A 12,373-nucleotide genomic window follows, 5' to 3' on the forward strand; every position below is an offset into this window, starting at 1 on the left:
GGGCGGCCCGGCGCAAACACTGCGTTGTTCACGGCAGGGCGGCGAGGATCTCATCGGCACCCCGCGCGCGCAGATCGGCGACGAGCGCAAGACCCAAGCCTTCCGGATCGGCCGCCGGGCCACTGCGTTCGGCGCGGGCGATGCGTGTGCCATCGGGGATTGCCACCAACCCGGTCAAATGCAACCTGCCAGCGTCGAATTCGGCATAGGCGCCGAGCGGCACTTCGCAGCTACCGGCCAACGCGCGCGACACGGCCCGTTCGGCGCGCACGCAGGCCGCCGTGGCAGGATCGTTCAATGGTGCCAGCCAGGCGGCAATCTCGGGACGGGAGGACAGCGCCTCTATCCCCAACGCCCCCTGCCCTGCCGCAGGCAGCGAAATATCGGGAGGGATCGTCGAGCGGATGCGCGTTCCCAAGCCGAGGCGCGTAAGGCCGGCGGCAGCGAGGATGATCGCATCGTATTGGCCCTCGTCGAGCTTGCGCAGACGCGTATCCAGGTTGCCGCGCAGGCTCGAGACCGCAAGATAGGGATAGCGAGCCCGCAACTGCGCTTCGCGCCGCAGGCTGGAAGTGCCGACCACCGCGCCCGGCGGCAAGTCTTCGAGGCGCTCGAACTTGTTGGAGACGAAGGCATCCAAAGGCAGCTCGCGGGGACCGATCGCGACCAGCGCAAATTCGGGCGCGAGCACCATCGGCACGTCCTTCATCGAATGCACGGCGACATCGGCACGACCGTCGATGAGCGCGGTTTCCAGCTCCTTGACGAACAGGCCCTTGCCGCCCACCTTGGCGAGCGGCTTGTCGAGGATCTGGTCGCCGCGCGTGGTCATGCCGAGGATCTCGATGTGACAGGCCGGATATAATTGCAGCAAAAGGCTGCGCACGTGTTCCGCCTGCCACAGGGCCAGGCGCGATTCACGGGTAGCAATAACGATGCGTTCAGGGGGCGTGGTCACTTGATTTCCGATGATCGAAAAAAACCGTGAACGATTCAGCCGCAGCCAAATCTTCGTTGGGCGGAAATTCTAGCATTCGCCCGACATCTACCCCCGCCGACAAGGACGCGCCGCTGATTGCCGACATCCGCCTGCTCGGGCGGCTGCTCGGCGAGGTGATCCGCGACCAGGAAGGCGATCAGATGTTTGCCATCGTCGAGAAGATCCGCACCTTGTCGGTGCGGCTCCATCGAAGCTGTGAGGCAGCGCCCCGGGCCGAGCTCGAAACCCTGCTCGACAGTCTGACGCGCGAGCAGACCAATCTCGTCGTGCGCGCCTTCAGCTACTTCTCCCATCTGGCCAACATCGCCGAGGACCAGCACCACATCCGGCGCGCCCGCGCCCATCGGCTCTCCGGCTCGCCCCCGCGCGCAGGCAGCATCGCTCATGCGATGGCGCGCGCTACCTCACTGGGCATCGGCGAAGACAAGCTCGCCGGCTTTTTCGCCACCGCCTTCGTCTCACCGGTGCTCACCGCGCATCCCACCGAGGTGCAGAGAAAGAGCATCCTCGATCGCGAATGGACGATCGCCCGGCTGCTCGACGCGCGCGACCGTCAGCCGCTGACACCGGAGGAACTCGCCGAGAACGAGGAGTCCTTGCGCCGCGCGATCCTGATCCTCTGGCAGACGCGCATGCTGCGCACCGCGAAGCTTACGGTGATGGACGAGGTCAACAACGCGCTCTCGTTCTACGACATCACCTTCCTGCGCACCCTGCCGCGCCTGCACAACGATATCGAAGATCGGCTCGGATCGCCCCTGCCTGCTTTCCTGAAGCCCGGCTCATGGATCGGTGGCGACCGCGACGGGAATCCCTTCGTCACCGCCGAAATCCTCGAGAAAGCGCTGAATGCGCAAAGCCGCAAGGCTTTCGCCTTCTATCTCGAACAGACGCATCTTTTGGGCGGCGAACTTTCCAGCTCGGCGCTGCTGGTCGATGTTTCGGACGAGCTGCGTCGACTGGCCGCCGCCTCGCCCGACCGCAACCCACACCGTGACGACGAGCCTTACCGGCGTGCGCTGATCGGCATCTACGCACGGCTGGCCGCCACCGCCCGTGGCCTCGACTACATGGAAGCGCTGCGCCATCCGGTGGCCGAGGCGCCTCCCTACGCCGATTGCAGCGAATTCGCCGCCGATCTCGACGTCATCGATCGCTCGCTGCAGGCCAACCGTTCGAAGCTGCTATCGCGCGGCCGCCTGCGCCGGCTGCGGCGCGCCGTCGAAATCTTCGGCTTCCATCTCGCGCCGCTCGATCTGCGGCAAAACTCGGAAGTGCATCAGCGCACCGTCCATGAACTCTTCGAGACCGCGCGGCCCGGCACCGACTATGCCGGCCGCAGCGAAGAGGGCAAGATCGCGCTGCTGCTCGCGGAGCTGGCCACGCCGCGACTGCTCGCCTCGCCTTATTTCGCCTATTCCGAGGAGACCGCGAGCGAACTGGCGATCTTCCATGCCGCGCGGAAGATGCAGCACCGCTATGGCAAGGCGGCGATCCAGAACGTCATCATCTCGAAGTCCGAAGGCGTCTCCGACATCCTCGAAGTGGCGCTGCTGCTCAAGGAAGCCGGTCTGCTGCGCCCGCGCGAAGGGGAGCTCGACGTCAATATCGTGCCGCTGTTCGAGACCATCGACGACCTGGAACGCTGCGGCGCGGTGATGGATCGGCTCTTTTCGCTGCCTGCCTATCGACGCCTCCTGGAGAGCCGCGGCATGCTCCAGGAAGTGATGCTCGGCTATTCCGACAGCAACAAGGATGGCGGTTTTTTGATGTCGAACTGGGCGCTCTACCGCGCCGAGATCACGCTCGTCGAGGTGTTTCGCATGCGCGGTGTGAAATTGCGCCTGTTCCACGGCCGTGGCGGCACCGTCGGCCGCGGCGGCGGCCCCAGCTACCAGGCGATCCTCGCCCAACCGGCCGGCGCCGTGCAAGGCGCGATCCGCATCACCGAGCAGGGCGAGGTGATCGCCTCGAAATATGCCAACCCGGAACTCGGGCGGCGCAATCTCGAAGTGCTGGTCGCCGCCACCCTCGAAGCGACATTGTTGCCGCACGAGTACGACGACCCGCAAGCGGAATGCCTTGCCGCGATGGCGGAACTTGCCGAGAGCGCTTTCGCCGCCTATCGCGCGCTGGTCTATGAAACGCCCGGCTTCGAGGAGTACTTCTGGGAATCGACCGTGATCGGCGAAATCGCGCAGCTCAACATCGGCAGCCGGCCCGCCGCGCGCAAACGGACACGCGCGATCGCCGATTTGCGGGCAATCCCCTGGGTGTTCTCCTGGGCGCAATGCCGGCTGATGCTGCCTGGCTGGTATGGCTTCGGCAGCGCTTTTCGCGCCTTTCAGGAAAAGCGCGAAGGCCAGGGCCTACCGCTCCTCCAGCGCATGTATCGCGAGTGGGGTTTCTTCCACACCATGCTCTCCAACATGGACATGCTGCTCGCCAAGACCGACATCGCGCTGGCCGAGCGTTACGCCGGCTTGGTGCGCGACGAAACCCTGCGCAGGACGATCTTCGGCCGCATCGAGGCCGAGTGGCAGGAAACCGTCGCCGCGCTGCTGGCGATCACCGGCCAACGCGAGCTGCTCGACGGCAATCCATTGCTCAAACGCTCGCTCGCCAACCGCCGCCCCTACATCGATCCGCTCAATCACCTGCAAGTCGAGCTGCTGCGCCGTTACCGCGCCGGACAAAACGAGGATGCGCGCGTCAAGAGCGGCATCCATCTGACCATCAACGGCATCGCCGCGGGTCTGCGCAACAGCGGCTGAGGCCGCAGCGCACCCGCTTGGGGAGCGGTCAGTCTTCAGGCATTTCCCGCAAATAGTCGGCGCTGACGAAACGGCACCTTTCGCCATCACTCGAACTCGACCAGCAGATCCTTGGCATTGACGCTCTCGCTGTGGCGGCAATGCACCGCCTTGACGACGCCATCGCGCTCGGCCGTCAGCATGGTCTCCATCTTCATCGCCTCGATCGAAACGAGCGGATCCCCGCGCGTGACTTTCTGGCCGACGTGAGCGGCGACGGTGACGATGGTGCCGGGCATCGGCGCGCCGACATGCTTCGGATTGCCCTCTTCCGCCTGGGGCTTGGCACGCGCATTGGCAAGCCCGGCCTTGGGCACACGCAGCACGCGGGACTGGCCGTTCAATTCGAAGAACACCTTGACCATCCCTTCCTCGTCCGGACCGGCCATACCCTGCTGCGAGATGATCAGGCTCTTGCCGCGCTCGAGATCGACACTGATCTCTTCGGTGCCAGCGAGCCCGTAGAAGAAGGCCGGCGTCGGCAGCAGCGAAACGTCACCATAGCGGGCGTGATGGGCGGCATAGTCCTTGAACACCTTCGGATACATCAGATAGGAAGCAAGCTCGTAATCGTCGATCTGCCGGCCGCAGGTTTTTTCGGCTTCGAGACGCTTGGCTTCGAGATCGACTGGCGGCAGATGGGCGCCGGCACGTCCCTTGAGCGGCGCTGCGCCTTTCAGCACCTTTTTCTGCAACTCCGGCGGAAAACCGTCGGGCGGAAAACCCAGCTCGCCTTTCATCAGCGCGATCACCGAATCCGGGAAAGCGATTTCGCGCGCCGGGTTTTTGATGTCCTCGGCCGTGAGATTGTTGGCGACCATGAACAAGGCCAGGTCGCCGACGACCTTCGAGGTCGGCGTGACCTTGACGATGTCGCCGAACAGCAGATTGACGTCGGCATAAGCCTGGGCGACCTCGCCCCAACGGTGCTCGATGCCCATCGCCCGCGCCTGCTCGCGCAGGTTGGTGTATTGGCCGCCGGGCATCTCATGGCGGTAAACATCGGCGGTGCCGGCGCGGATGTCGGCCTCGAAGGGCGCGTATTGTCGGCGCACTCCCTCCCAGTAGTGTGACAACGCTTGCATGGCATCGAAATCGACACCGGGATCGCGCTCGCTACCGGCCAGCGCCGCGGCGATGGCGCCGAGGTTGGGCTGCGAGGTGAGCCCGCTCATCGCGTCGAGCGCGCCATCGACCGCATCGCAGCCGGCCTCGATGGCCGCCAGCACCGAGGCAGCGGCAATACCGCTGGTATCGTGGGTATGGAAATGGATCGGCAGGCCGGTTTCCTCTTTCAGTACCCGCACCAACTCACGCGCCGCCCGCGGTCGGCACACGCCCGCCATGTCCTTGATCGCGATGATGTGTGCGCCGGCCTTCTCGAGCTGTTTGCCGAGATCGACGTAATACTCGAGGTTGTATTTGGGCCGCCTGGCATCGAACAGGTCGCCGGTATAGCAGATCGCCGCTTCGCAAAGCGCCCCCGTCTCGAGCACGGCATCCATCGCCACGCGCATGTTCTCGACCCAGTTCAGCGAGTCGAAGACACGGAACACGTCGATGCCCGCCTTGGCCGCCTGCTGCACGAAATAACGCACGACATTGTCGGCATAACTGGTGTAGCCGACCGCATTCGCGCCGCGCAAGAGCATCTGCAACAGCACGTTGGGCACGGCTTCGCGCAGGCGCGCAAGACGCTCCCAGGGGTCTTCCTTCAAGAAACGCATCGCCACGTCGAAGGTCGCGCCCCCCCAGCATTCGAGTGAAAAGAGCTGCGGCAGCAGACGTGCGTAATACGGCGCGATCGCGACCATGTCGAAGGTGCGCATGCGGGTGGCGAACAGCGACTGATGCGCGTCGCGCATCGTCGTGTCGGTGAGCAGCACGCGTCTTTCGTTCTTCATCCACGCGGCGAACTTCGCGGCGCCGAGCTGCTTGAACAAATCGCGCGTGCCCAGCTGCGGCGCGGCGGAAAGGTCGACGCCGACCGGCTTGATGGGCTTCGCCAGTGGCAAGGCCGGCAGCGTGCGGCCCTTCGTTTCTGGGTTGCCATTGACCATCACGTCACCGAGGAAATTCAAAAGTCTCGTGGCGCGATCGCGGCGCTTGCGGAATTTGAACAGTTCCGGCGTCTCGTCGATGAAACGCGTCGTGCATTCGCCAGCGAGGAAGAGCGGATGGCCGATGACGTTTTCGAGGAACAGCAGATTGGTGGCGAGCCCGCGAACGCGAAATTCGCGCAGCGCGCGGTCCATGCGGCGCGCCGCCTCCTCCGGCGTATGTCCCCAGGCGGTGACCTTGACGAGCAGCGAGTCGTAGTACGGCGTGATCACCGCGCCGGTATAGGCCGTGCCGCCGTCGAGCCGGATGCCGAAGCCGGCCGGACTGCGATAGGCGGCGATGCGTCCATAGTCGGGCGTAAAACCGTTTTCTGGATCCTCGGTGGTGATGCGGCACTGCAGGGCATGCCCGTTTAGCTTCACCTCCTCCTGCCGCGGCACGTAGGAATCCTCGTCGCCGATCCGCGCGCCTTCGGAGATGCGGATCTGCGCCTTGACGATATCGACGCCGGTGACCTGTTCGGTGACGGTGTGCTCGACCTGGATGCGCGGATTGACCTCGATGAAGTAAAACTGGTCGGTGTCGGCATCCATCAGGAACTCGACCGTGCCGGCATGCGTGTAGTTCGCCGCTTTGGCGAGCTTGAGCGCCGCCGCGCACAGTTCGGCACGCCGCGCTTCGGAGAGATACGGTGCCGGTGCGCGCTCCACCACCTTCTGGTTGCGCCGCTGCACCGAGCAGTCACGCTCATAGAGGTGCACCAGATTGCCGTAGCTGTCGCCGATCACCTGCACCTCGACATGGCGCGCGCGGCGCACCAGTTTTTCCAGATACACCTCGTCGTTGCCAAAGGCGGCAGCGGCCTCGCGGCGCGCGACCTCCATCGCCGGGCCGAGATCGGCCTCGGTCGCGACGATACGCATGCCACGTCCGCCGCCGCCCCAGCTCGCCTTGAGCATCAGTGGGTAGCCGACGCTGGCGGCGAGCCGCTTCGTTTCGTCCAGATCACGCGGTAGCGCCCCGGTGGCCGGCACCACCGGCACACCGGCCCGTTCGGCGAGCGCACGTGCCGAGACCTTGTTGCCCAACAGGCGCATCACTTCGGGCTGCGGGCCGATGAAGACGATGCCGGCGCGCGCGCAAGCCTCGGCAAAATCCGGGTTTTCGGAGAGGAAGCCGTAACCAGGGTGGATCGCATCGACATGCGCTTCTTTGGCGATGCGAATGATGTCGGCGATGTCGAGATAGGCGTCGACCGGTTTCTTGCCCGCGCCGACGAGGTAGGACTCGTCGGCCTTGAAACGGTGCAGGGCGAAGCGGTCCTCGTTCGAGAAAATGGCGACGGTGCGGATGCCCAGCTCGCTCGCGGCGCGCAGGATGCGAATCGCGATCTCGGAACGGTTGGCGACCAGGAGGCTGCGGATTTTTTTCATGATGGGAAGCGCGGATGAAGCGAAATGACCACGATTCTAATATTGCATTGCAGCAAGCACGCCGCGGACTTTCACAACCCGAGCCGCTCTTTGACGTGCGGCCACTGTCGGCGGCTCACCGGCAGACGTTCGGCCACGCCTTTCAAGGTCAGCACCCAGTGCGCCTCGCCATGTGCGTCGTCAGCGACGCGTGCCGCGCCGGCGACTGCATCGATGGCGACGAGACAGTTGCGGTGGATACGTACGAAGCGCGCCGCGAACTCGGTTTCCAGATGGGTGAGCGATTCCTCGAGCAGATACTCGCGCTCTGCGGTGCATGCCGCGACGTATTTCTGGTCGGCACGCAGGTAAAGGATTTCATCGACCGGAACGAGCATCACCCGGCCACGCTCAAGCACCCGCAACCGGGCGCGGGCCGTGGGGGCGAGATTCTTGAGCAGGGCGTCATTGGGCAGCAGACGGCGAGCCTTCCGTAGGGCATCGAGCAGGCGTGGTGCCCGCACCGGCTTGAGTAGATAATCGGCGGCTGAGAGCTCGAAGGCCTTGAGGGCGAATTCGTCGTACGCCGTGACGAAGACGATCGCCGGTGACATAGGCTGCCCCGCCAGCTGTTGCGCCAGCTCGATGCCGTCCATGCGCGGCATGCGGATGTCGGCCAGCACGATGTCGGCAGGCCGCTGCGCCAGCACCTCCAGCGCAGCCAGGCCGTCGCCGGCTTCGCCGACGATGCAATGCGGGAACTGCGGCGCGATGTCCTCGAGGAGATGGCGCAAGCGCTGCCGTGCCGGCGCCTCGTCATCGACGAGCAGGATGCGCGGTAGCGCGTTCATGCGCTCTCCCGCCGCGGCAGTTCGACGCGCACCCGATAACGGCCGTCGTGCTCGCCGGTTTCGAGACGTGCCTCGAGATCGTAAAACAGCATCAGCCGCTCGCGCAGGTTGTCCAGCGCCATGCGGTTGCCGGGACGCTGTGCGCTGGATGCCGCCAGCGGATTGTCGATTTCGATATGCACGCCGTCGCGGCTGGCACGGATGCGCACGACGATTTCGCCGGGCTCGGTAACCATTTCGACGCCGTGATAGACGGCGTTCTCCAGCAATGGCTGCAACAGCAAAGGCGGCGCGAGCAATTCGGGCGGGTAGTCGTCCATTTCCCAACGCACCTTGAGGCGCTCGCCGAGCCGCAGCTTTTCGAGCGCGAGATACTTGCGCGCCAAGGCGATCTCTTCCGAAAGCGGCACCAGCGCGCGATTGTCGCGCAACAGCACGCGGAACAGCTCGGCGAGTTCTTCGAGGGCGGTCTCCGCGCGGCGCGGATCGTCGCGCATCACGCCGAGGATCGCATTCAGGCTGTTGAACAGGAAATGCGGACGGATCCGGGCATTGAGCGCCGCCAGCCGCGCTTCGGCCAGTGCCGGCGTCTGGGCCTGGGCGCGAAGCTTGAAGCCAGCCAGCAGCAGCATCGCGCCAAGACCGCCGGCAAGCGGCGCGCGCCAGCCGGGTGCGCCGCCGAAGGCCGTCGCCAACAGGAAATCGATCCCCGCAAACGCAGCCGCCGCCCAGCCGACCACCACAGCGAATGCCCACGGCAGCGGTTGGCGTCGTAGCCACGAGGCGAGCGGGAACAGCCCGGCCAGCGTGGTGAGCAGCGCCGGCTCGGCGAGTGCGGAAAGCTCGAGCAGCTCGTCACCAAGCCGCGCCAGATCTCGGTTGCGCGCCAGCGCCAACAGCAGCAGCAGCCCGTTTCCCGCCAACAGGAGCCGCAACCAGATGCCTTGGTTGGAAAAATCCGGCACGACGGAAGCAATGGGCGACGAGGGTATACTCATAACTTTACCAGGCCGTTGAAAAACGTCACGAGGATGGCCAGATGCAAGGCGTTTGGTGCGCAGCGACCGAGACATATCAATAAGATAGGCGAGGGAGCGAGCACCGAGCAACGCCGCAGATGGCCCACCGCAGTAGTTTTTCAACAGCCTGTTACAGACATTCTCCCTCTTCATTATGTCAGACAGTTCCGCCAAGATCTGGTCGGGGCGTTTTAGCGAACCCGTCGCCGACCTCGTCAAACGTTACACCGCCTCGGTCTTTTTCGATCGGCGCATGGCCGCCCAGGACATCCGGGGCTCGCTCGCCCATGCGAAAATGCTGGCGCGCCAGAAGATCATTTCCGGGCAAGACCTCGCTGCAATCGAACGCGGCCTGGCCCAGATCAATGGCGAGATCGAGCGCGGCGAATTCGTCTGGAATCTCGATGACGAGGATGTGCATCTCAACATCGAGAAACGCCTCACCCAGCTCATTGGCGATGCGGGGAAAAGGCTGCACACCGGCCGCTCGCGCAATGACCAGGTGGCCACCGACATCCGCCTTTGGCTACGCGATGCGATCGACACGACCGATGCACGGCTTAGCGCACTGATGCGTGCGCTGCTCGATCTGGCCGAGACGCACCTGGCTACGCCCATGCCCGGCTTCACCCATCTGCAGGTGGCCCAACCGGTCACCTTCGGCCATCACCTGATGGCCTACGTCGAGATGTTTTCCCGCGACCGCGAACGCTTCGCCGACTGCCGCAGGCGGGTCAACCGCCTGCCGCTCGGCGCGGCGGCGCTCGCCGGCACCACCTTCCCGATCGACCGTGAATTCGTCGCCAAGGAACTCGGCTTCGACGGCGTCTGTGCCAACTCGCTCGATGCCGTCTCCGACCGTGACTTCGCGATCGAATTCTGTGCCGCCGCATCGTTGACGATGATGCACGTCTCACGCTTCTCTGAGGAACTGATCCTCTGGATGAACCCGATGATCGGCTTCATCGATCTGGCCGACCGTTTCTGCACCGGCTCTTCGATCATGCCGCAGAAGAAGAATCCGGACGTGCCGGAGCTCGCGCGGGGCAAGAGCGGCCGTGTCTTCGGCCACCTGATGGGGCTTTTGACACTGATGAAGGCTCAGCCGCTCGCCTACAACAAGGACAACCAGGAAGACAAGGAACCATTGTTCGACACCGCCGACACGCTCATCGACACGCTGACGATCTTCGCCGATCTCGTGTCCGGCATCCGCGTCAAAGCGGAGGCGATGGCCGCGGCGCTCGATCAGGGCTTTGCCACGGCGACCGATCTGGCCGACTATCTCGTCAAGAAGGGTCTGCCCTTCCGCGATGCGCATGAAGCCGTCGCACGTGCGGTGCGCGCCGCAGAAGCGCGCGGCTGCGATCTCTCTGACCTGCCGCTGGCCGAGTTGCAGAGTTTTTCACCCCTCATCGACGAAGACGTCTTCAGCGTGTTGACCATCTCCGGCTCGCTGGCCGCGCGCAATCATCTCGGCGGCACCGCACCGGAACAAGTAAAAGCTGCCATCGAACGCGTGCGCAACTCCCTTCGATGAGGCGTTTCAGAAAGACCGGCACGGCAGATCGGCTGGCGATGTTCGAGGCCGAGGTCGAGGGTCTCGCTGCCTTGCGCGCCACGCAAACGGTACGCGTTCCCGAGGTCTTCGGCACCGGCATCGATGCGAACGGCAGCGCCTGGATCGAGCTGGAATACCTCGAGCTCGGAGCGCTGTCGCCGCAATCCGGCGCCCGGCTCGGCGAGCAGCTCGCCGAAATGCACTGGCACACCGGCCATCGAGATGACGCCCTTTTTGGCTGGCCGCGCGACAACTTCATCGGCGACTCGCCGCAATCGAACCAGTCGCATCAGAGTTGGGCGAGCTTCTTCGCCGCCGAACGCCTGCGGCCGCAGCTGGAGCGCGCCCAGGCCAACGGCATGCCGCGCGCAGTGGTTTCCCAAGGCGAGCGGCTGATCGAGGGCGTCGGTGCCTTTTTCCTCGACTACCGGCCGCAGCCCTGCCTGCTGCATGGCGACCTTTGGGCCGGCAACGCCGGTCAGTTACCGGATGGGACGCCGGTCATCTTCGATCCAGCCGTCTATCGGGGCGACCGCGAGACCGATCTCGCGATGGCGGAGCTCTTCGGCGGCTTTCCCGAGGCGTTCTATGCGTCCTATCGAACTGCCTGGCCGCTCGATCCAGGCTTCGAGACGCGCAAAACGCTCTACAACCTGTATCACATCCTCAACCACTTCAACCTGTTCGGCGCGGCCTACCTGAACCAGGCGCGGCGCATGATCGAGCGATTGCTCGCCGAGCTGCGCGGCTGACGATCAGGCAGGCTGCCTCATCAAATCCCCAAGCTTGGCCTGCAGCTCGCCGGCTTGGTACATCTCGGTCATGATGTCGCAGCCACCGATGAATTCGCCGCGGATGTAGAGCACCGGAATGGTCGGCCAGTCGGCATACTCGCGCAGTTCCGGCACGGTGTCGGCTTCGGCGAGCACATTGACATCGACGAAATCGACGTTGCAGCGCTTGAGGATTTCCGCGGCGCGGCCGGAAAAACCGCAGCGCGGAAACTGCTTCGTGCCTTTCATGAACAGCACGACGGGATGTTGGGTGACGAGTTCGTGAATCTGTGCCTTGTTCATCTCGGTTTCCTCGAATGGTTGATGTTTTTACTCGGGAAATTTTAGTGGGGCGGCTGATACCGGTCAAGCCATCAGCGTGACCTGTGGAATTGCTCGAAGCTCATTCGCTGCCAGTGTCCTTCAGCGACGTATCGGCCCAGCGCGAGGAAGGTTTCTGCATCGCGCATCGCGCCGGTATGGCGCGCCATTTCCCGCCCATCGGCGGCAAAGAAAACGAAAGTCGGCGTGCCCTTGAATTCGAGGTTGCGGGCAAAAGCCTTTTCCGTCATCTCTTTTCCCTCCGGGGTCGTCACCGGAATGCTGCCGTTGACATCGAGGCTGAACACGTTGAAATGCCGATGGAAATACTCGCGCACCTCGGCCCGGCTCATGATCTGCTCGCGCATGCGCTTGCAGAACGGACAGCCCTCGGCTTCCAGCACCAGCAGGATGCCTTGCTTGCCCTGCGCCTGCGCCGTCTTCAGCTCGGCGGCAAAGTCGCCCAGCGTCGTATCGAAAAAGTCATCGCCCAGCGCGGCATGGGCGAAAGACAAAGTCAAGAAACAGAAAGCGACCCAACGCAGCAGAAATCTCATTGCAC

General features: G+C 64.2%; 9 protein-coding genes. 3 read left to right on the plus strand and 6 right to left on the minus strand.

From position 1 onward, the window contains the following. Positions 1-28 precede the first annotated feature (28 nt). On the minus strand, positions 29-997 hold the full coding sequence (hemC, locus tag EL335_RS10660; protein WP_431306267.1) for a hydroxymethylbilane synthase: 969 nt from the start codon (positions 995-997) through the stop codon (positions 29-31). Between hemC and ppc the strand changes: the two genes are divergently transcribed. Beyond that, complete coding sequence (gene ppc, locus EL335_RS10665; protein ID WP_431306252.1) at positions 985-3,774, plus strand: phosphoenolpyruvate carboxylase; 2,790 nt, start codon at positions 985-987, stop codon at positions 3,772-3,774. The genes hemC and ppc overlap by 13 nt on opposite strands. An 86-nt stretch (positions 3,775-3,860) precedes the next feature. Here the strand turns inward: ppc and EL335_RS10670 are convergent, their stop codons facing one another. The 3 genes from EL335_RS10670 to EL335_RS10680 all read right to left on the minus strand — a co-directional run bounded on the left by EL335_RS10670 (position 3,861) and on the right by EL335_RS10680 (position 9,135). Further along, positions 3,861-7,307, minus strand: a complete 3,447-nt coding sequence (locus EL335_RS10670; protein ID WP_126446762.1) for a pyruvate carboxylase — start codon at positions 7,305-7,307, stop codon at positions 3,861-3,863. Between the two features lie 71 nt (positions 7,308-7,378). Continuing rightward, positions 7,379-8,137: a LytR/AlgR family response regulator transcription factor gene (locus EL335_RS10675; protein ID WP_126446764.1), complete on the minus strand. Its 759-nt coding sequence runs from the start codon at positions 8,135-8,137 to the stop codon at positions 7,379-7,381. Further along, a complete protein-coding gene (locus tag EL335_RS10680) occupies positions 8,134-9,135 on the minus strand; it encodes a sensor histidine kinase (RefSeq protein WP_126446766.1) in 1,002 nt (333 codons plus the stop codon). Before EL335_RS10680 ends, EL335_RS10675 begins: the two co-directional genes overlap by 4 nt. Positions 9,136-9,310: 175 nt before the next feature. On the opposite strand from EL335_RS10680, the gene argH reads away from it, so the two are divergent. Together argH and EL335_RS10690 are read left to right on the plus strand one after the other, a co-directional pair. Next, the gene (gene argH, locus EL335_RS10685; protein WP_126446768.1) at positions 9,311-10,696 is read left to right on the plus strand and encodes an argininosuccinate lyase; all 1,386 of its coding nucleotides are present in this window, start codon (positions 9,311-9,313) and stop codon (positions 10,694-10,696) included. After that, positions 10,693-11,469, plus strand: coding sequence for a fructosamine kinase family protein (locus EL335_RS10690; RefSeq protein WP_126446771.1), 777 nt, complete (start codon positions 10,693-10,695; stop codon positions 11,467-11,469). The genes argH and EL335_RS10690 overlap by 4 nt, the downstream gene beginning before the upstream one ends. A 3-nt stretch (positions 11,470-11,472) precedes the next feature. Here the strand turns inward: EL335_RS10690 and grxD are convergent, their stop codons facing one another. Then, a complete protein-coding gene (gene grxD / locus EL335_RS10695) occupies positions 11,473-11,793 on the minus strand; it encodes a Grx4 family monothiol glutaredoxin (protein ID WP_126446773.1) in 321 nt (106 codons plus the stop codon). A gap of 71 nt (positions 11,794-11,864) precedes the next feature. Then, positions 11,865-12,368 (minus strand): thioredoxin family protein, encoded by a 504-nt coding sequence (locus tag EL335_RS10700; RefSeq protein WP_126446775.1) that lies wholly within the window; start codon positions 12,366-12,368, stop codon positions 11,865-11,867. Between the last annotated feature and the right edge of the window lie 5 nt (positions 12,369-12,373).

It is taken from the genome of Sulfuricystis multivorans (assembly GCF_003966565.1).
GTDB lineage: Bacteria > Pseudomonadota > Gammaproteobacteria > Burkholderiales > Rhodocyclaceae > Sulfuricystis > Sulfuricystis multivorans.

Bases quoted from the DNA above. Each gene is read 5' to 3' on its own strand.
- EL335_RS10670 (WP_126446762.1), bottom strand. From the start codon at position 7,307: ATGAAAAAAATCCGCAGCCTCCTGGTCGCCAACCGTTCCGAGATCGCG.
- EL335_RS10675 (WP_126446764.1), bottom strand. From the start codon at position 8,137: ATGAACGCGCTACCGCGCATCCTGCTCGTCGATGACGAGGCGCCGGCA.
- EL335_RS10680 (WP_126446766.1), bottom strand. From the start codon at position 9,135: ATGAGTATACCCTCGTCGCCCATTGCTTCCGTCGTGCCGGATTTTTCC.
- argH (WP_126446768.1), top strand. From the start codon at position 9,311: ATGTCAGACAGTTCCGCCAAGATCTGGTCGGGGCGTTTTAGCGAACCC.
- EL335_RS10690 (WP_126446771.1), top strand. From the start codon at position 10,693: ATGAGGCGTTTCAGAAAGACCGGCACGGCAGATCGGCTGGCGATGTTC.
- grxD (WP_126446773.1), bottom strand. From the start codon at position 11,793: ATGAACAAGGCACAGATTCACGAACTCGTCACCCAACATCCCGTCGTG.
- EL335_RS10700 (WP_126446775.1), bottom strand. From the start codon at position 12,368: ATGAGATTTCTGCTGCGTTGGGTCGCTTTCTGTTTCTTGACTTTGTCT.